General features: G+C 67.9%; 15 protein-coding genes and 1 pseudogene. 4 read left to right on the forward strand and 12 right to left on the reverse strand.

Annotated elements, in window-relative coordinates; genetic code table 11:
- Window positions 1–188: 188 nt before the first annotated feature.
- Window positions 189–623: a transposase family protein gene (locus IE153_RS42685; RefSeq protein ID WP_368858381.1), complete on the forward strand. Its 435-nt coding sequence runs from the start codon at window positions 189–191 to the stop codon at window positions 621–623.
- 35 nt (window positions 624–658) lie between these two features.
- On the opposite strand, the gene IE153_RS01930 is transcribed toward IE153_RS42685, so the two are convergent.
- Window positions 659–1,147, reverse strand: coding sequence for an HIT family protein (locus IE153_RS01930; protein WP_229828646.1), 489 nt, complete (start codon window positions 1,145–1,147; stop codon window positions 659–661).
- A 136-nt stretch (window positions 1,148–1,283) separates the two neighbouring features.
- Between IE153_RS01930 and IE153_RS01935 the strand changes: the two genes are divergently transcribed.
- The gene (locus IE153_RS01935; RefSeq protein ID WP_189587831.1) at window positions 1,284–2,048 is read left to right on the forward strand and encodes a transposase family protein; all 765 of its coding nucleotides are present in this window, start codon (window positions 1,284–1,286) and stop codon (window positions 2,046–2,048) included.
- Here the strand turns inward: IE153_RS01935 and IE153_RS01940 are convergent.
- The 8 genes from IE153_RS01940 to IE153_RS01970 form a co-directional block, all read right to left on the reverse strand.
- Window positions 2,040–3,590, reverse strand: coding sequence for a glycoside hydrolase family 30 beta sandwich domain-containing protein (locus IE153_RS01940; protein WP_308432132.1), 1,551 nt, complete (start codon window positions 3,588–3,590; stop codon window positions 2,040–2,042). The two genes, IE153_RS01935 and IE153_RS01940, sit on opposite strands and share 9 nt — an antisense overlap.
- A gap of 8 nt (window positions 3,591–3,598) precedes the next feature.
- Window positions 3,599–4,696: a glycoside hydrolase family 30 protein gene (locus IE153_RS41400; RefSeq protein WP_229828649.1), complete on the reverse strand. Its 1,098-nt coding sequence runs from the start codon at window positions 4,694–4,696 to the stop codon at window positions 3,599–3,601.
- Between the two features lie 92 nt (window positions 4,697–4,788).
- Window positions 4,789–6,261: a glycoside hydrolase family 32 protein gene (locus IE153_RS01945; protein WP_189587835.1), complete on the reverse strand. Its 1,473-nt coding sequence runs from the start codon at window positions 6,259–6,261 to the stop codon at window positions 4,789–4,791.
- Between the two features lie 100 nt (window positions 6,262–6,361).
- Window positions 6,362–8,659 (reverse strand): glycoside hydrolase family 3 N-terminal domain-containing protein, encoded by a 2,298-nt coding sequence (locus tag IE153_RS01950; protein ID WP_189587836.1) that lies wholly within the window; start codon window positions 8,657–8,659, stop codon window positions 6,362–6,364.
- A gap of 167 nt (window positions 8,660–8,826) precedes the next feature.
- A complete protein-coding gene (locus IE153_RS01955) occupies window positions 8,827–9,714 on the reverse strand; it encodes a carbohydrate ABC transporter permease (protein ID WP_189587837.1) in 888 nt (295 codons plus the stop codon).
- A 6-nt stretch (window positions 9,715–9,720) separates the two neighbouring features.
- A complete protein-coding gene (locus IE153_RS01960; RefSeq protein WP_189587839.1) occupies window positions 9,721–10,707 on the reverse strand; it encodes a carbohydrate ABC transporter permease in 987 nt (328 codons plus the stop codon).
- Window positions 10,708–10,740: 33 nt separating this feature from the next.
- Complete coding sequence (locus IE153_RS01965; protein WP_189587840.1) at window positions 10,741–12,039, reverse strand: extracellular solute-binding protein; 1,299 nt, start codon at window positions 12,037–12,039, stop codon at window positions 10,741–10,743.
- A 398-nt stretch (window positions 12,040–12,437) separates the two neighbouring features.
- Window positions 12,438–13,445: a LacI family DNA-binding transcriptional regulator gene (locus tag IE153_RS01970; RefSeq protein ID WP_189587841.1), complete on the reverse strand. Its 1,008-nt coding sequence runs from the start codon at window positions 13,443–13,445 to the stop codon at window positions 12,438–12,440.
- A 539-nt stretch (window positions 13,446–13,984) separates the two neighbouring features.
- Between IE153_RS01970 and IE153_RS01975 the strand changes: the two genes are divergently transcribed.
- Window positions 13,985–16,543, forward strand: a complete 2,559-nt coding sequence (locus IE153_RS01975; protein WP_189587842.1) for a GH32 C-terminal domain-containing protein — start codon at window positions 13,985–13,987, stop codon at window positions 16,541–16,543.
- 52 nt (window positions 16,544–16,595) lie between these two features.
- Here the strand turns inward: IE153_RS01975 and IE153_RS01980 are convergent.
- From IE153_RS01980 to IE153_RS01990, 3 genes and pseudogenes are all read right to left on the reverse strand, one after another.
- Window positions 16,596–17,085, reverse strand: a pseudogene (locus IE153_RS01980) (nucleotidyltransferase domain-containing protein).
- 45 nt (window positions 17,086–17,130) lie between these two features.
- Window positions 17,131–17,430 carry a putative quinol monooxygenase gene (locus IE153_RS01985; RefSeq protein ID WP_189587843.1) on the reverse strand — a complete coding sequence of 100 codons (300 nt, stop codon included), beginning with the start codon at window positions 17,428–17,430 and terminating at the stop codon, window positions 17,131–17,133.
- A gap of 14 nt (window positions 17,431–17,444) precedes the next feature.
- A complete protein-coding gene (locus tag IE153_RS01990; RefSeq protein ID WP_189587845.1) occupies window positions 17,445–18,431 on the reverse strand; it encodes a carbohydrate kinase family protein in 987 nt (328 codons plus the stop codon).
- 266 nt (window positions 18,432–18,697) lie between these two features.
- Here IE153_RS01990 and IE153_RS01995 point away from each other — a divergent pair, with 266 nt between their 5' ends.
- Window positions 18,698–19,714, forward strand: a complete 1,017-nt coding sequence (locus tag IE153_RS01995; RefSeq protein ID WP_189587847.1) for a sugar ABC transporter substrate-binding protein — start codon at window positions 18,698–18,700, stop codon at window positions 19,712–19,714.
- Window positions 19,715–19,849 lie beyond the last annotated feature (135 nt).

Consider the following 19,849-nt stretch of genomic DNA (forward strand, 5'->3'; position numbering starts at 1 on the left):
CGTCCGTCCCAGCGCGCGATAGTGGCACTGGTGTACCTGCGCGAGCACACCTGGCGAAAGTCGCTGCCGGGTTCGGGATCAGCGAGTCCGCCGCCCACGCCTACACCAGCACAGTCATCGACCTCCTCGCCGACCGTGCACCGGGCCTGCTGAAGGTCCTACGCCAGCAGAATCCGGACTTCGTCCTCCTGGACGGCACGCTCGCCGAGTGCGACCGGGTCGGCGACGGACGGGCCGACTACTCCCACAAGCACCGCCGGCAAGGGGTGAACGTGCGCGAGTCACCGATCCGGACGGCCGGCTGCTGTGGCTCCCACGACCTGACCGCCGCCCACACCCACCGGATCATCCGCATCTGCGAGCGCCAGGGCGCCCCCATCCTGGCCGATCTCACCTACCAGGGCGGGTGGCCCTGGCTGACCACGGGGATCAAACGCAGGCCCCTGCGGGAACTCACCTCTACCGAGAAGACCGTCAACCGGGCTCTGGCCGCGGCACGGGCACCGGTTGAGCGCGGCGTGGCCTGCCTGAAGTCCTGGCGGATCTTCCACAGGTCCCGCTGCAGCCCCAACCGCATGACGTCAATTGCCAAAGCCATTCTCACCCTGGAGCGGCAACACTGAGCCTTTGCCAACCTCACGTTGAGGCCGCGCGGTGATCAGCTGCTGTGTTCGGCGCTGCTGTCGGTGATCGACCGGAACAGCTCACGAGCCCGCTCGCAGAACTGCTCGACCTCCGTGATGTCCGGCTCGTAACCGTCAGCCAGCATCCGGGCCTGGAGCTGCTCGGAGCGCAGCCCGCCGTAGCGGGCCCGCACCTCAGCGGTCACCGGCTGGACGGCGATGTGCAGGTGCTTGCGTGCGTCGCGGCCGTGCGACCACATACAGACGTAGGTCTGCTCGGGCTGGCACAACGTCTCCACAACACGGGCGGTATCGCGCAGCAAGGGGCCGAGTTCCGCCGCTGCCGTGTCGTCGAGCTCCGCAATGGCCACGACGTGCTCCCGCGGACCGACGATCAAGGTGCCGAGATTCATCGGACCGACGACGTGGTTCACCACCCAAGCAGCGGTCTCATGCAGGATGCCTCCGGGCAACTCCCGGCGCCCGGTCAGCAGGTCACACCCAAGACACCCCGTCACATACACGCGCACCAGCCTAGCCCGCAGCGACGATGTCGACGGCCAACTTGGTTGTCGAATCAGCCGGTTGGCCTGCGCACGCGATGAAGCTCCTGGGAGACGGGTTCACGACCAAGATCACCCGTGCCGCCAGGAGCTTCATGTGCTTGTCTACCCGTCTGCCCTCGACCTGTCCACCAGGCACCTGCAGTTCTTGACCGACCGGTTGGCCGCGCATCGGGTGGCCTGCGGGACCAGGTGGCGCCGGCTGTCCGCAGGTCGCCAAGCGCTGCTGGTTCTGGCGCACCTACGTCTGGGGCACACCTACGCGCAGCTCGCGGCTGGGTTCAAGGTGGGCGTGAGCACGGTGTACCGGTACATCGCGGAAGCCGTCGGTCTGCTCGCGGCGCGGGCGCCCGACCTGGCCACGGCGGTGACAGCCGCCTCGGCCAAGGCGTTTGTAATCCTGGACGGGACACTGCTGCCGATCGACCGGATCGCCGCCGACCGGCCCTTCTACTCCGGCAAACACAAGAAGCACGGCATGAACGTGCAGGTCATAGCCGATCCACACGGGAAGTTGCTGTGGGCCTCACCCGCCCTGCCCGGCGCCGTGCACGACATCAAGGCCGCCCGAACCCACGGCATCATCGACGCCCTCAGCAGGGAGGGCCTGGCCTGCTGGGCAGACAAGGGCTACCAGGGCGCGGGCGGCACCATGCGGATGCCCTTCCGCGGCCGCTGGGACCGGCTCTCGGCAGGTCAACGCGCGGTCAACACCGCGCACGCCCGCATCCGCGCCCTCGGCGAACAGGCCATGGCGACCTTGAAGACCTGGCGCCTGCTGCGGAAACTCCGCTGCAGCACCACCCGAATCACCAGCCGCGTCCAAGCCGTCCTCGCCCTCCACCTGACCTGCTCAAACTGAGGTTGGCAAAGGCTCAGTGTAGGCAATGCCGTCGAGCATGTTTCCGGGCGCATCCACCTGGCTTGCGTCCGAAGCCTTTGCGGTCCAGCCTGTCCGCGACAGCGCAGGACCAAGATCTATGACGTCGAACGATGATCCACCTGCGTCTGCTCCGCTGGTTCCAGTCACGGAAACCGTGACCTTTCCCGCCGGAAGGCCCTTCGGGACGTAGGCGCTGATGCTCGTGTCCGACCAGGTGTCTATTTCGGCATAGCTTGATCCGAAGTACACCGTGCCCAGTCCCTGGGCGTCACCGAAACCAGAACCGCGAATCGTGAACTTGGAGCGCGGCATTCCTCGTTCCGGCTTCAATTCGCTGAAGGTCGGCGATGGGAAGCTCGACAGCTTCTTGGTGGTGAACATCGCCGAGGTGCCGCTCGGCAGCGTATAGGTGTACGAGCCGTCGGTGGATATCTTGAAACTCTTGCTGTCGGCGGTCCCGTTGAATACGACGGTGACCTGCGACCCTTCCTTGCTGGTCCAGGTCTTCAGCTGGAGGCCGTTCGATACTGCTGCAGGAGCTGTGATCGAGCCGGTTCCACGCGCGGACCCGTACACCTCGATGTCGCCGATGGACCACCAGAAACCGGATGCCGCGGTACTGACGATGCGAATGTACTGTGCCGTTCGGGTCGGCAACGTGACGGCTGTCTTGCCGACTCCCCCGCTGCCGCTCGCAATCGCGCTGCCCCAATCGGCACCGTCGTTCGAAACGTAGATCTGGTACTTGGTGACGTAGTCGAACGAGTTGTTCACGCCGGTGTCGATGACGATTTTATTGAAGCTCGTGGGGCTCCCCAGGTCGATCTGGAACCAGTCGCCGCTCGTCGTCCCATGCCCGAGACTCCACTTCGTGTTGATGTCGCCGTCGATCGCGTTCGCGGCCACACCCCAATCCGGCTGCGCGGAAGCCGTGGCGGTCCATTTGCTACGGCTCAGTGCCCTTCCGGTCGTCTGGACGGAAGCTCCGATCGGAAGGGAGTACGTGACCAGCTTGCTTCCGGTACGGACGGCGTTCTGGTAGGGCAGCAGTGCCGGATCGTACGTGACGGTGACCGGGCCGGATGCCGACGTGAACGTGAAGTCGTGTGTCGGGTCCGAGACCTTGGTCGCTGCGGGGGTACGGCCGCTCTGCGCAGGCCCGGAGTACGTGAAGGTGACGGCGTCGCCGGCGTTCAGGGTGTAGTCGAACGAGTGTGTCCCGTCCGCGACGCTGAAGGTCTTCGCGGCGCTGCCCGAGTTGTGGGCGATCAGGACCTTCGATCCGTCCGGGTTCTGGAATGCGACGTTCTCTATGCTTCCTTCGCCGAAGGTGTTCGAGTAGATCCGGCGTGCTCCGGGCTTGACGAACCTGCTGGCGTGAGCGAGGGCGTGGTAGTCCACGTTGTAGGTCACCCGCCCGTCGGCCGGGTCGATCGTGAGCAAGCCCCGAAGCATGGGTATGCCGGCCGTGTCGCTGTTGAGCGGGCCCCGATCGGGGTCGAGTGCGATGTTCCACAGCATCACCCCGTTCACCCAGTTGCGCGTTCCGTTGATGATCCACGTTCCCAGTGCTTCGCTGAACGCCGTCTGGTCGCTGTCCTGCCAAACGCCTCCGGTGGCTTCTGTGATGAAGGTTTCCTTGCTCGGGTAGTCGTTGTGGACCACTGTCTGTAGTTCGGGTTGCCGCTGTAGATGTGCCATCCGGTTCCCGCGGTGTACTTGGAGGCTGCGGGGTCGCTGAAGATCGTCTCCGGATACGAGGGCACGTCCCAGTTGTGGTCCCAAGCCAGGATCTTCGTGGAGATTCCCTTGGCTTCGAACGCCTTGCCGATCTCCTTGATCAAATCAGCTTCCTGGTACGCGGACAGGAACATTCCGGGCCAGGTGGGAGTACCCATGGGTTCGTTCTGCGGGGAAATGTAGGAGATGGGCACGCCGGCCTCGCCATAGGCGTGGATGAACTTGACGAAGTAGTCGGCCAGCGCGGAGGTGTACTCGCTCTTGAGAGTGCCTCCGATCATGGAGTCGGAGGTCTTCATCCAGCCTGGCGGGCTCCACGGATTGGCCATGATCTTGATGGACGGGTTGAGTGAGAGGGCCTGCCGCAAGGCCGGAATGATGTACGGCACGTCATGCTGGACGGAGAAGTCGGACAGCGTGGGGTCCGTTCGTCCCGCGGGCATGTCGTTGTAGGAGTAGTTCCCGGACGCGTTGAAATCCGTGGCGCCCATCGGAGAGCGAAGCAGGCTGAGGCCGATTCCCTTCGAGGGATCGAACAGCTTCTTCATCAGCTTGGTCCGCTCGGCGGTGGACAGCTTGTCGATGAGCCAGGCGGAGGAGTCGGTCATGGCCGCGCCGAAGCCTTGGACCTTCTGGTACTTGACGCTGCCGTCGATCTTGATCGTCAGCGGGTTGGCCGCTCTCTTCGCCTTGAACAGCACATCGTCCTGGCCGGCGACCCACTTGTCGGCCGATACGTCCGTCAGCCACACACGGACGGAATTGCCACGTGAGGCTTGCTTCAGTTGCGGGGCGGCGATGGCGTTCCCGGAAACCTGGGTCCAGGCGGCGGCGACACCAACGGCGGTGGCCAGGAACTGGCGTCGTCCGAGCCCGTATGACCTCATGGAAGATCCTCCTTCGGACCTGCTTGTTCAGTACGTGGGAGAGCGGGTGGGACACGGTGCCGAGGTGGGGGATCGACCGGTTGGAGTCGGTTCTACGGCGACGCCGGAGCCGGCTCTGCGGCGCCGGTGCTCGGCTCCTTGATCACGAGCGGGTGCAGTTCCCACGCGTCGACCGCGAAGCCGAGGCGCGTACCCGGGGCGGTGCGGGCCTGAAGTCGCCACGGGCTCTGCCCTGTGGGGTAGAAGCGCAGGGTGAGGACCTGGCCGGTGGTGATCAGGAAGATTTCGGCGATGGAGTGGTCGACGACGACGCGCAGGTCGACGGGCCGGTCTGGCGGGCAGGGCATCCGGTGGGAACCGCCGCGGCCCCGGTTGTCCAGTGAGGCGTGGTCACGGTCGACGACGAGTTCGCCCGCGTCTACGTCGAGACGGATGTCGAGGTACTCGGAGCCGTCCGGGGTGGTGAGCAGCCGCAGGCCGGCGTTTCCGGTCGGCTCCAGACGGGCCGTCAGGTCGAAGGCGCGGCCCACGGTGCCGAGGTCCACCGGCTGCGAGCCGTGCGTCGCGCCTGTGGCGGTGATGGTGTGTCGTCCGCGCAGGGCGAGCAGTTCGGTGGCGGGCTGCTGGCGCAGTGTGCCGTCGTCCTGAACGTGGATCTCACGGGGCAGGGTGAGGACCCCGGCCCATCCGTCCGCGACGGCCCAGGCTTCGTCGCGGGCTTCCCACGACCAGCCCCACAGCAGCCACCGGTCGCCCGGTGCCCGCAGCAAGGCGGGGGCGTAGCAGTCGGGGCCGTGGTCGACGGGCACCGCTGAGCCCGCCTTGAGGTGGCCGTCATGCTCTTCGCCGATCAGGGCCGCGACCCTCTGCGGACCGGTGGGTTCGGTCCAAGTGCTGAAGAGGAGGGCGCCGCGTCCGTCGGCTGCCGGGAGGTATTGCGGGCATTCCCAGCCCTCCCCGGTGAGCAGGTCGGTGCCACCGACGGGCTCCGGACGGCGGGTGGCGAAGGGACCCCGGTAGGTCCAGTTCTCCAGGTCGGGCGAGTCGTAGAGGAGGGCGGCGGCGCGGCCGTCCGCGAGGGCGGCGCCGACCAGCATCCGCCAGCGGTCGCCGTCCTGCCAGACGTACGGGTCGCGGTACATGGTGCAGCCCTCGGGCAGCTCGGGGATGACCAGTTCACCACTCGGGCTGAACGTCCGGCCGCTGTCTCGGGAGACGGCGCGGGTGACCGGCTGGTGCTGGAACGAGCGGTCCTCGCGGTGCGCGGAGTAGAAGGCGACCAACCGTTCGCCGTCGGAGACGGCGTTACCGGAGAAGCAGCCGTCGGCGTCCAGGCCACCGGGGGTCGGGGACAGGGCGACCGGCAGCGGCTCCCAGCTCAGCAGGTCGGGGCTGCGGAAGTGGCCCCAGTGCATGGTGGCGTGGGTCGCTCCGTGCGGGTTGTACTGGTAGCACACGTGGTAGTGGCCGTCGTGGAAGACCAGCCCGTTGGGGTCGTTGATCCAGTTGCGGGGCGGGCGCAGGTGCGCGACGGGGAAGTGTGGATCGCGGGGTGGGGTGGACACACGCGTGCCTTTCGGTATGACAGGGGACCGCCCCGCCGGCCCTCTGGTTGGCGGGGCGGCGGGCCGACGGGGCGGTGGTCTTCAAGCCTGTGTGCGGCCTTCAGGTCCGGATGCGGAATTCCACGCTCAGCTGCTGCTCCCGCCGTGAGCTGGGGCCGACGCGGAGTGCGAACTCGCCGGATTCGACCACTCGGCGGTTGTCAGCTGTGACGAGAGAGCACTGGGCGGCAGGGATGCTGATGCGGACGTCCAGGCTTTCGCCGGGAGGTATTTCGACCTGGGTGAAACCCTTCAGCTCCTGCTCGGCCCAGGTGACGCTGGTGGTCAGGTCGCTGACGTACGCCTGGACCGTTTCCACGGCCCGGCGGCTGCCGCTGTTGGTGAGCCGCACCGTGGCGTCGACGGTGCCGTCGGCGGGGACCTCCGGGTCGTGCACGACCAGGTCGGAGTAGGTGACCGTGGTGTAGGTGAGGCCCTCGCCGAACGCGAACAGGGGGTCCTGTGTGAGATCCGCGTAGCGGCTCCCGTGCTGGCCTCGCACCTGGTTGTAGAAGACCGGTTGCTGTCCGACGTGGCGTGCGAAGGAGACCGGGAGCCGGCCGCTGGGTTCGATGAGTCCGAGAAGGAGTTCGGCTGCGGCGCGGCCACCGCGCATGCCCGGGTTGAACGCCTCGATGAGGGCTGCCGCGTCCAGTGCCGACTCCGGGAGGGTGCTCGGCTTGGACTGGGCCAGTACGACGATCATCGGTGTGCCGGTGGCGGCGACCGCGTCCAGCAGCGCGATCTGGCCTCCCTGGAGGTCGAGCGTGGCCGTGGAGCGCACCTCGCCGGTGAGGGCGATGGTGTCCCCCACGACCACGACGGCGTAGTCGGCGGCCTCCGCGGCGGCAGTGGCCTCCCGAAGCTGTGCCTGGTCGACCGGGGCGGGGGTGAAAACGGATGGCTGCGGTTGGCCGTCGGGCCCGAGGGACCACTCGGAGTTCGATGCGGGGCTTTCGATGTCGGCACCGCGGGCGTACGTGATGATCCAGTCGGCCGGTGCGACGGCGCGAAGGCCGTCGAGCACCGTCTCCACCGACTCGCGCGGATGTCCTTCGGGCATCCACGGGACCTGGCCGGTGGCGCCCGCCCAGTCGCCGAGCATGGCTTGCGTGCAGTCGGCGTTGGGGCCGATGACCGCGATCGTCCGCGGCCTGTCCCGGCTCACGGCGCGCCCCGTTGCGTCCGAGGTCAGCCCGCCCTCGAGGGGCAGGATCCCCTCGTTGCGCAGCAACACCAGGGAGCGGCGGGCGGTTTCGAGGTTGACGTCGGCGTGTGCGCGGCAGCCGATCACCTGCGCCTGCCGCTCGGGGTCGGGGGCGCGGGGGTCCTCGAAAAGTCCGAGTTCGAACTTCAGCCGCAGAACCCGCCGTACCGCGTCATCGATCTGCTTCTCTTCGATCAGGCCGCGGGCGACCGCCTCCTGGGCGCCCTCGAAGAACTGCGGCGTGGCCATGATGAGGTCGTTCCCTGAGGTGACGGCGACCGCCGCCGCCTCGGCATAGTCGGCGCAGGTCCGCTGGTCGTAGACCATCCGGCCGACGTTGTCCCAGTCGGTCACCAGCGTCCCGGTGAAGCCCCACTCGCCCTTGAGCACGTCGTTGATCAGCCACTGATGCGCCGTGATGGGCACCCCGTCGATGGACTGGTAGCCGAGCATGAAGCCGCGGCATCCGGCCCGTACGGCCTGCTCGAAGGGGGGCAGGAACCACGAGCGCAGCTTGCGGGGGCTGAGATCGGCTTCGCTGGCGTCGCGCCCGCCCAGGGTTTCGGAGTAGCCCGCGAAGTGCTTGGCATACGCCAGCACGGCTGTCGGGTCGCTGAGGCCGTCGCCCTGGTAGCCGCGCACCATGGCCGCCCCGAGTTCACCGATCAGGAACGGGTCCTCGCCGAACGTCTCGTTGATCCGGCCCCAGCGCAGATCCCGGGTGATGCACAGCACCGGGGAGAACGTCCCGTGGATTCCGGTCGCCGCGATTTCGGTCGCGGCCGCTCGGGCGACTCGGTGGAGCAGGGAGGGGTCCCAGGTGCAGGCCATGGCCAGCTGGGTCGGGAAGATGGTCGCGCCCGGCCAGAACGAGTGGCCGTGGATGCCGTCGTCGGCTGTCAGCAGCGGTATGCCGAGCCGTGTCCGCCGGGCCAGTTCCATGGCCTGCGGCATGAGGTCGGGAGACACATGCAGGACTGCCCCGGCCAGCTTGGCCGACACGATGTCCGCCAGGTCCCCGTGTTGTGCGTCGAGCATCAGCAGCTGCCCGACCTTCTCCGGCAGGGTCATCCGGGACAGCAAGTCGTCGGTTCTCGCTTCCACGGATGCTTCCGGATCCAGGTACGCGGCAGAGTGGACCTGCTGTCCCACGGTGTTCTCCAAGAGATGAGTCGTCACAGATCAGAAAGTTGATGGGCGACGGTGAGTGCTTCGTCGCGCGAACCTTGCCGCCCGGCGCGGCGGGGCTCGCATGCCGTCCGTCCGCCGCTCTGGGCGGAACCGGCACGGCATGGGGCGGCGGGGCGGGAGCCGGGGTGTCACTTCAGGCCGGTGGTGGCGATGCCCGCCACGAACTGTCGCTGGAAGAGCAGGAAGACGATCATCACCGGCAGCAGGACGACCATGGCGCCGGCGAGCAGGATGCCGAAGCGGGTGAAGGACTGTCCGCTGCTGGCCAGTGCGAGGCCGACGGGGAGGGTGTACTGGCTCTCGTTCTGGGCCACGACCAGGGGCCACAGGAAGTTGTTCCAGGAGCCGAGGAAGGTGATGATCCCGAGGGTGGCGAGGGCCGGCTTGGTCAGCGGCAGGATGATCTTCGCGAAGATGGCCAGTTCGCGGCAGCCGTCGACGCGGGCGGCGTCGATGAGTTCGTCGGGCAGGGTGGAGATGAACTGCCGCATCAGGAACACCCCGAAGGGCGTGGCCAGGAACGGCAGGATCAGCCCGAGCAGGGAGCCGGTCAGCTGCATGTTGGCCACCAGCACGTACAGCGGTACGAAGGTGACCAGGCCGGGGATCATGAGGGTCCCCATGACCAGCAGGAAGACGGCGCGCTGTCCGCGGAACTCCAGCTTGGCCAGGGCGTATCCGAGCATCGAGCAGAAGATCAGGTTGCCCGCGGTCACGGCGAGGGCCACGCTCACGGAGTTGGCGAACATGCTCGTGAAGTCGAGCGTGCTGAACAGCTCGCCGTAGTTGGAGGTCGTGGGATCCGTGGGTATCAGGACGGGCGGGACCCTGCGGATGTCGGCTTCGGGCTTGAACGACCCGGACAGCATCCACAGGAACGGCGCGATCATCAGCAGCAGGGCGCCGGCGAGCGGTATGTACAGCCAGGGCCGGCCCCAGTTCTGCCGGATGCGGCGGCGCCTCAGGGCGCGGTTCGTGCCCGGTTGTGGCCTTCGGAGAGTGGAGAGGGTGCTCATGAGGCATCAGTCCTTGTCTCGCAGCACGCGGAACTGCAGCACGGTCAGCGCGACGATGAGGACGAAGATGACGTAGCCGGCGGCCGACGCCATCTCGTAGTTGCCGTTGCCGAACTGTTTGTAGGCGTACAACGTGGCCGACAGGGTGGAGTCCAGCGGTCCGCCGTCGGTCATCACGAACGGCTCGTCGAAGAACTGCAGATAGCCGATGCCGGTGGTCACGGCGGTCAGCAGCAGGGCCGGCCGCAGGAGCGGGAAGGTGACCCGCCGGAACCTCTGCCAGGGCCCGGCGCCGTCGAGTTCGGCCGCTTCCATCAGGGACTGGGGTACGGACTGCAGACCCGCCAGCATGATGATCATGACCGTGCCGAGGTTGCGCCACACCGCCATCACGATCATGACGGGCAGGGCGAAGCGGGTGTCCGCCAGCCAGGCCGGACCGTCGATCCCGAACCAGCCCAGGACGAGGTTCGCCAGTCCCGCGCGAGGTTCCAGGAGCGTCTTCCACACCACGGCGACGGCCACGATGCTGGTGATCACCGGCAGGTAGAAGCCGACCCGGAAGACGGCCCGGAACTGGCGGATGCCCCGGTCGAGGGCAACCGCCGCCGCGAGCCCGGCGGCCAGGGTCAAGGGCAGTGCCACCAGGACGAACACGGCCGTGTTGCGCAGGGCCGTGAAAAACTGCGGGTCCTCAAAGAGGCGTACGTAGTTGTCGAAGCCGACGAACGACACGTTCAGCGGCGTGCGCAGGTCCGCGCTCTTGGTGTCGGTCAGGCCCATCAGCAGCGACCACACCACCGGCAGCAGCATGAAGGCCAAGAACAGCGTGAGGAACGGGGCGGCGAGGACCCAGGCGGCCCGGGCCTGCCTGCCGCGCGCCGTGCTCCGGAGCCCGGAGTGCCGGCGATCGGCACTCCGTTCCGACCCTGCGGTGCCCTGGTCGTGGGTGTCGCCCCGCTCAGGGAGCGTTTTCGTGGACATGGATGTCATCCGTCCGTACGAGGGATACTCACGCGGCGGCGCTCAGCGACCGGTGCCGATGCTGGTGGCCTTGGACTGCAGCGTCTTCTGCACCTCGGCGACGGTGGCCTTGCCGAGGGTCAGCTTCTCCAGTTCGGAGTCGATGGTGTCGGCGATCTGCTGCCAGGTCGTGATGGCGGGCGGCGCCTTGCTGACCTCGAGCTGCTCGGCGAACGCCTTCAAGTTCTCGTCCTCGGTCAGCTTCCCCTCGGTCCACGCCTGGGGCGAAGGAGGCAGGCTGCCGGTGTCCTTGGAATAGGTTGCGAGGTTGGCGGGCTCGGTCAGGAACTGGGCGAACTTCCAGGCCGCGTCGGGGTTCTTGGCCTCCTTGAACACCGCCAGGTCGGTGCCGCCGGCGAACCCTGCGGGCTGCTTGGTGTACGGCATCGGCATGGTCTTCCACTTGCCGTCCAGCTGCGGGGAGTCCTTGTGGAAGGTGCCGCCGGCCCACGCGCCCTCCTGGTAGACGGCGGTCAGCCCGTCCTGGAAGCTCTGCACGTTGTCCGCCCTGTCGGTCGGCGCGAGGCCCTGCTTCGGAACGCTTGCGTAGTTCTCCAGCGCCTTGGCGACCTCGGGCGTGCCGAAGGTGAACTTTCCGGTCTTGGCGTCGTAGATGTCACTGCCCTGCTGCCAGACCATCGGCAGCCAGAAGATCCAGGAATTGAAGCCCATCACCAGCCCGCTGGCGTGGCGCAGCTTGGGGTTCTCCTTGCCGGCGGTGGCCTGGATGGCCTTGAGGTCCTTCAGGTATCCGTCCCAGTCGCCGGCCAGGGCTCCCTTGATACCGGCCTTCTTGGTGATGTCGGTCCGGTAGTAGACCGCTTGGGTGTCGGCGATGAACGGGACGCCGTAGGAGGTGTTCTGGTACTTGGTGGTGTCCCACTGGCCGGGGTAGAAGTCCGAGGACTTGATCGACGTCGGGGTGGCCTGGAAGCCGTTCAAGGCTGCCATCTCGGCCACCCAGGTGCTGCCCACCATGGACATGTCCGGTGTGTTGCCGCCGGCTATCGCGGTGGTCAGCTTGTCGTGGGCGCCGTCCCACGGGACCGCGGTGATCTTGACGTCTGCGTCCGGGTTTTCCTGCTCGAACTTCTTGGCCAGCTGCTTCAGGTCTTCGTCGGGGTCACCCAGGGACCACATGACCACCGTCCCCTTGGCCTTGCCCGCGCCGATCTCGGCGGGGGCATCGTTGCCGGGGCCGGCGTCCTCGCTCCGGCCGCAGCCGGTGGCCACGAGGGCTGCCGTGAGGGTGACGCACAGGGTCTGGACGGTTCTGACAGCGTGACGGGTGGTGATACGCATGATGCGGCTCCTTGCCGTTGAGCGAGACAGGCGCGGGGGGCGGCGAAGGGTAGGAAGGGGCGGGCGCCCGAATGGGCCGGCCCACGAGTGGGCAGCGTCTGTGGTGACAGCAGCGGCGGCGGTCCCTCGCGGGTCGCGGTGGGAGCGTCCGACGCGGAGTGAGTAGCGGCCGGGCGGGGTGTGCCAGGCGCCCCTTCGCTGTCCCGGATCGGGAACGCGCGGGCGGCGAGTGCATGTGGGCGGGGCCGCGTGAACGCAGGCGCAACCGCCCTGAGTGGTGAGGAAGGCGAGGGCCGAAGAGGTTCGCCGATGTTTCAAGGAGACGGGGGCGGTGCGTCACCGGCAACGCACCGCCCGGCCGCGAGGCGCCGTCATTCGCTCATCGCGATGACGTCGCGTCAGTTCGAGCTCGGCCCTAACGTCGAGCCGCGGACCACGAGGCTGGTGGGAACGATGCGCGAGGGGGCGGCATCCGGCGATCTGCGCACGTGGTCGAGCAGCAGACGCGCAGCCGCCTCACCCATTTCCCGCATCGGCTGGCGGATGGTGGTCAGCGCCGGATAGGTGTACGACGCCACCTCGACGTCGTCGAACCCCACCACGGCGACATCCCGCGGAATCTCGAGGCCGGCCTCGTGCAGGGCCGCGATCACGCCGGCTGCCAAGGGGTCGTTGTGCCCGAAGACCGCGTCGAACTCCACGCCGTCCGCGAGAGCTTGCGCCACCGCGCTCCGGCCGTCGTCGAACAGGAAGTCGCCGCAGATGATTCTGCGCGGGTCGAGTTCGATCCCGGCCTGCGCATACGCGTCGACGAAGCCGCCCAGCCGTTCCTGCGTGCACCCGTACTCATCAGGACCGGTCACGACCAGAGGGCGACGGCGGCCGATGTCCAGCAGGTGGCGCGCCGCCTGCTCACCGCCCTCCCGGTTGGTGGTGGCCACGTAGGGGAATCCCGGCCGCTGGAAGCGGTCGTCGATCAGCACCACCGGCAGTCCGGCCTCGTGCAGTTCCGTGATGGATCCCAGGGCCCCCTCGGGCTCTATCACCAGCAGCCCGTCGAACGACTTGGCAGCGACCTGCAGGCCCAGCCTGCGCAGTGACTCCTCACCGCGGTTCCAGGTCAGGATCCGCAGCCCGAAGCCCTCGGCCTCCAGCGTTTCGACGACCGCCTGCACTATGCCGGCCCAGGCCCAGGCCAAGTCAGGGACCAGCATGCCGATCATCTGTGTCGTGCCGCGTGCGAGCCCCACTGCCCCGGCGCTCGGCACATAACCGAGTTCCGATATCGCCTTGCGGACCTTCAGGACGGTGTTCTCGTTGATCTCGCCCTTGCCGTTCAGCACCCGCGAGACCGTCGTCTTGCTGACCCCGGCCCGCGTGGCCACGTCGGCGATAGTGACTCCCATGTCACCTCCCCTCCCTTCCTGCAGAGGCGGAAGACTTCCCTCCCGCACCGAAGGGCCGATCGTACTGAACCTCCTGGAACCGGTACCGGAATCGGTCCCGGAACCGGTTTCGGTAGCGGTTCCGGCAGTGAAGCACCGAAAGGCCCGACTGGTCAACAGGCCGGAAACAACTCGTTCACCGGCCCGTCTCGGCGTCGACGATGAGGCCGAAGCCTGCCGGGCGGCCCCCACCCCGCCCCTCTGACCTGGGCGGTCACGGAACCCGAGACGGCCGCTGCCAACGGGTCGGCGCGGTTCGCGACCACCGACGACAGCCGATGAACTGCCGGTCATGCCGGAGCAATCGCGCCCGGACCGTTGACGCGGAGGCCGGATTGGGCTTCATAATCGGGCACTCGCTGTCATCGATGACACAAGTCAACGATGACACCCTCGGCCGACGGCACGGAAGCCTGCATCGGCCTGGGGTGCACTTTTCGGTCCGTCGCGCAGAAGCCGCAGTCACCGCTGCGTGGACGGCCGCGGGACTAGGAGACACCATGAGCTCTGCACGCGTATCCCGGCATGCCCGCCTACGGATGACGGCGGCGGTCGCGACCGTCTGCGCCCTGTCCGCAGCCCCGCTGGCCCCCCAGGCCGTCGCCGCCGACACCCCGGCCTACGCCGAGACCTACAGACCCCAGTTCCACTTCACTCCGCAGAAGAACTGGATGAACGACCCCAACGGGCTCGTCTATTACCAGGGCGAGTACCACCTCTTCTACCAGTACAACCCCAACGGCAACACCTGGGGCGACATGTCCTGGGGGCACGCGGTGAGCAAGGACCTCGTGCACTGGAAGGAGTTGCCGCTCGCCCTGTCGCACGACGACGAGGAGATGGTGTTCTCCGGCAGCGCGGTCGTCGACTGGAACAACACCACCGGCTTCGGCACGAAGACGAACCCGCCCATGGTGGCGATCTACACCAGCGCCTACAAGAACGGCGGCAAGCAGGCCCAGTCGCTCGCCTACAGCACCGACCGCGGCCGCACCTGGACCAAGTACCGGGGCAATCCCGTGATCGACATCGGCTCCGACAACTTCCGCGATCCCAAGGTCCAGTGGTACGCGCCGACCAAGAGCTGGCTGATGACGGTGTCGCTGTCCGCCGAGCACAAGGTGCGGTTCTACTCGTCGAAGAACCTCAAGGACTGGGAGTTGCAAAGCGAGTTCGGACCGGCCGGTGCGACGGGCGGCGTGTGGGAGTGCCCCGACCTGTTCCCCCTCGCCGTGGACGGGGACAGGAAGAACATCAAGTGGGTCCTGGTCGTCAACATCAACCCCGGTGGTATCGCGGGCGGTTCGGCCGCCCAGTACTTCATCGGCGACTTCGACGGCAAGAAGTTCACCGCGGACGACAAGGGCACGTACACCCCGCCCACCGGGAAGGTCGTGCAGGACTTCGAGGGCACCGGCTTCGGTACGTGGACGAGCACGGGCACCGCGTTCGGCCAGGGGCCGGCGGCCGGGGCGGTGGACGGGCAGGGGGCCGTCGAGGGCTTCGACGGCAAGGGCCTCGCCAACAGCTTCCACGGCGGTGACGGCGCCACCGGCATCCTCAGCTCCCCCTCCTTCACCGTCGACAGCCCCTACCTGAACTTCAAGATCGGTGGCGGGCGGCATCCGCACGAGGCCGGGACCGTCATGGACAGCACTCCGCCCGAGGGCACGGTCCTCGCCGACTTCGAAGGCGGAACGTACGGCGACTGGACGGCGACCAAGGACGCTTTCGGCACCGCACCGGCTACCGGCACCCTCCCCGACCAGGGACAGGTATCCGGCTTCGTGGGAGACGGGCTGGTCAACACCTTCCGGAACGGCGACTCCACCACGGGCACCCTCACGTCAGCCGAGTTCACCATCGACAAGAAGCACATCAACTTCCTCATCGGCGGCGGCAATCACCCGGCCGGCTCCGACAACCCGACCGCCGTCGAGCTCCTCGTGGACGGCCGGGTCGTCCGCAGCGCCACCGGAAAGGACGCCGAGGCACTCAACTGGGCCTCCTGGGACGTCAGCGACCTCGCCGGCAAGCAGGCGCGGATCAGGATCGTCGACGACAACACCGGCGGCTGGGGCCACGTCAACGTCGACCACATCATGCTCTCCGACAGCCAGGCCCAGCGCGTCTCCCAGGAGACGTCCGTCAACCTGATCGTCGACGGCAAGGTCGTCCGCAGCGCGACCGGCGCCGACAGCGAGACCCTGGACTGGGCCTCCTTCGACATGCGCCCGTACGCCGGCGAGAAGGCGCAGATCCAGGTCGTCGACATGAACACCGCCGGTTGGGGCCACGTCATGGCCGACCAGTTCACCGCCGCCGACAAGCCCGCCAAGTCCGTCGTACAGCGCGCCGACTGGGCCGACTACGGCAAGGACTACTACGCGGCGGTGTCCTGGGAGAACGCGCCGGGCGGCAAGCGCTACATGATCGGCTGGATGAACAACTGGGACTACGGCCAGTCCGTCCCCACCTCCCCCTGGCGCGGCGCGCAGAGCGTTCCCCGGGAAATGTCACTGCGCACGATCAACGGCCAGGCCCGGCTGACGAGCAAGCCGGTGGGCAGCCTGGAGTCCCTCCGGCAGCAGCACCCGGCGACGGCGTCCGGCATCACCGTCAAGAGCACCACCAAGCCCCTGATCGGCCCCACGGCCAAGGGCAAGGCACTCGACATCGAGGCGACCTTCTCCCTCAAGGACGCCGACCGCTTCGGCCTCAAGGTGCGCACCGGCGCGGGCGGCGAGGAGACCGTCATCGGCTACGACACCACGACGCGGGAGCTGTACGTCGACCGCACCCGCTCCGGAGCCGGGGACTTCAACAGCACCTTCCCCGGCGTCCAGACAGCACCCCTGAAGCCCAAGAACGGCAAGGTCAAACTGCGGATCCTCGTCGACTGGTCCTCCGTCGAGGTCTTCGGCGGCAACGGCGAGGCCGTGATCACCGACCAGATCTTCCCCAACCCCTCCAGCACCGGCGTCGAGGTCTTCGCCGAAGGCGGCACCGCCACCCTCGACCACATGCAGGCGTGGCAGCTGAAGTCCATCTGGCGGTGACGCGCCGGGGTCCGCGCGCCGGTCGGCCAGGAGCCGCTTCCGGCGCGCGGGCTCAGAAGTGGGTGGTGATCCCGAAGGTCTGCCGGAGCCGGGCCATGTCGTGACGGTCGTGATCAGCAGGCGCATAGCCCTGGTGGAAAGAGACCTGCCGCTCGGGCGACAGGCACGGGACGGTGGCCCCGAGGATCGTGCCGGTGACGAAACACGAGGCGGGATAGGCGAACGGGTGCTCCGCGTCGGGTGACGCCTGCACGGCGGATCCGTCCGCGGCGAAGACCAGCGGGTGAAGATCGATTTCGGTCATGAGGACCGGTGACGACGAACCGTACGGGGCGCCAGTCGAGGGTCTCGACGAAGCCGGCGTTCGCGAGAGCCGCCACGACGTCAGCTTCCTGGTCCTCTCGGTGCATCAGGTCCAGGTCGCGGTGCAGGCGGGTTTGCTCGCCGACCAGGGCGTCGATGCCCCAGCCGCCGCCGATCCAGATGCCGACGTCCGCGTTCCGCAGCACCGCAAGGACGGACACCACATCGTCGGCCGTCATCACCTTGCGCACGTCAGTGGTGATCACGTGGGCGGGCGAGTGGATTCATGTGCGGTCAATCTCCTCGAGGAACGTCAGCACCGAGGCGTCCTCCTCGATCAGTGGGATGAGGGCGGCATTGAACGGGGCGCCGTACGGGGCGTTCAGGTGTGCCTTGAAGGCGTCCTCGTCCCGGTAGACCTCGAAGATCCAGTAGGCGCGCGGGTCGGTCGCCTTGGTGTAGACGTCGAAGGCCAGGTTTCCTTCTTCTTCGCGCACTTTCAGGGCGTAGTCCCGGATCAGGCGAGCGACCTCGTCCTCTGCTCCCTCTCGGGCGGTGAACTCGGCGAGCAGGGTTTTCGTCATGGTTTCCTGTCCTTTCAGCGGGTGGAGTCGAGGTGCCGGACGACGGCCTTGTCCGTCGGGAACGGCGCCATCTGGTCGTGCCACGGCGGGTTCGGGCCGGCGACGGAGCAGGTCAGGGCCGCGACCTGTGCGGCGAACAGGCAGGCTGCCTCGACATCGCCGAGACGCAGGTCCGTCAGCCTGCCGCCGAGGAGTCCGCGGGTGCCGAGGTGGTGCAGCAGTCCGGCGGTGAAGGAGTCCCCCGCACCGACCGTGTCGACGACCGGTGTCGCCACCGCCGGCACCTGCACCCGTTCCCCGTCGAGTGAGGCCAGTGCGCCGTCGGCGCCGCGTGTGATCACGACGAGCCGCGCGCCCGCCGCATGCCAGGTGTCGCACGCCCGCTCGGGCGGCGTTCCGGGCAGGAGGAGTTCCAGGTCGTCCTCGCTCAGCCGCAGCACATCGGCGAGGCCGCACCAGTGGGCCAGGCGGGCACGGTAGGCCTCGGGACGTACCAGGAGGGGGCGGACGTTGGGGTCGATGCTGATGGTGGCCCGGGGGGCGGCCGCTGCCAGGAAGTCCTCCACCACGCCTGCCCCGGGTTCCTTGACCAGGGCCAGTGACCCGGTGTGGACGCAAACGGTGTCGGTCAGGTCCACCTCGGCCAGTTCCGCGCCGGTCCACTGCCAGTCGGCGGTGGCCTGGGCGTGGAAGGAGAACGTGGCCTGCCCATGGGCGTCCAGCTCGGCCACGGCGAGCGTGCTGGGCTCGGCGGCCTCGACGGCGTGCGAGAGGTCCACGCCCGACGCCGCGAGGTGGGCCCGGAAGAGGCGGCCGAACACGTCACCGGACAGCCGTGCGAGGAAGCGGGCCGGAGTTCCGAGCCTGGCCAAGGCCACCGCCGTGTTGGCGGGTCCGCCGCCCGGCAGCACGCGCAGGGCGAGTTCGTTCCGGGCACGCGCGGGTTCGGTGAACGCGTCAGCGACGCACTCTCCCAGGACGGTGATCTTGCGCGGGCTCATGGGCTGCTCTCCTCTTGGAACGCGCCTTCTTGGAACGCGCGGAGCGGAAACGGGCATGACCCGGGCACACCGGTTGACGGCTTCGGGGCGGGCGACCGCCGAGGGACGTTGCCGATTTGTGACGGGTGCAAGGCATTGACGTTGCCGGTGAGCGGAGTCCATCATCCTCGCCAAGCAGTGTCAACGATGACATCAGTCATCGTTGACATCGCGGGACGGCAGGCCTCGCTGCCGACCACCCGCCCGACATCCCGCTGGAGTCGTTCATGTCACGCACCTCTCGTCTGCCCTCCTCCTTGCTCAGAGCCGCCGCGTGCACGGGCATCGCGGCCCTCACCCTGACCGCCTGTGGATCCGGATCCGGATCGGGCAGCGCGAGCACCGGTTCGGGCGAGGTCAAGGTCGGCCTGATCACCAAGACGGACACCAACCCGTTCTTCGTCAAGATGAAGGAGGGCGCGGCGAAGACCGCGAAGGCCGAGGGCGTCAAGCTCATGACCGCGGCCGGCAAGTTCGACGGCGACAACGCCGGGCAGGTCACCGCGATCGAGAACATGGTCGCCGCCGGCGTGAAGGGCATCCTGATCACCCCGAGCGACTCCAAGGCGATCGTGCCCGCGATCGAGAAGGCCAAGGCCAAGGGCGTCCTGGTCATCGCCCTGGACACCCCGACCGAGCCGCAGAGCGCCGTCGACGCCCTCTTCGCCACCGACAACGTCAAGGCCGGTGAGCTGATCGGTGAGTACGCCAAGGCCGCGATGAAGGGCAAGACCGCGAAGATAGCCGCCCTCGACCTCGCGCCGGGCGTCTCCGTCGGCGTCCAGCGGCACAGCGGATTCCTCAAGGGCTTCGGCGCCACCGACAAGGACGTCGCCTGTGCTCAGGACACCGGCGGCGACCAGTCCAAGGGCCAGACCGCGATGGAGAACTGCCTCCAGAAGGAACCCGGCATCAACGTCGTCTACACGATCAACGAACCGGCCGCGCTGGGCGCGTACACCGCGCTGAAGGCCAAGGGCCGGGAGAAGGACGTGCTGATCGTCTCCGTCGACGGCGGCTGCACGGGCACCCAGGCGGTCAAGGACGGCAAGATCGCCGCGACCTCGCAGCAGTACCCGCTCAAGATGGCCGCCGAGGGCGTCAAGGCCGTCGTGACCTACGCCAAGGACGGCAAGAAGGCGTCGGGTTACACCGACACCGGCGTCACCTTGATCACCGACAAGGCGCAGGACGGCGTCACGTCCAAGGACACCGCCTACGGCCTGGAGAACTGCTGGGGCTGAGCCGCCGCCCCCAGCTGCCGCCGTTCGACACCCCTCAGCGGGGCGGCCGGCCCCTCCTCCCCGACCGAGGACGGCCGCCCCCTCGTCCTCCTGCCGTCCGACAACGACTGACCAGTCCTGACAAGGACTTGTGTC

Origin of the sequence: Streptomyces massasporeus (assembly GCF_014648995.1) — a bacterium.
GTDB classification, from domain to species: Bacteria; Actinomycetota; Actinomycetes; order Streptomycetales; family Streptomycetaceae; genus Streptomyces; species Streptomyces massasporeus.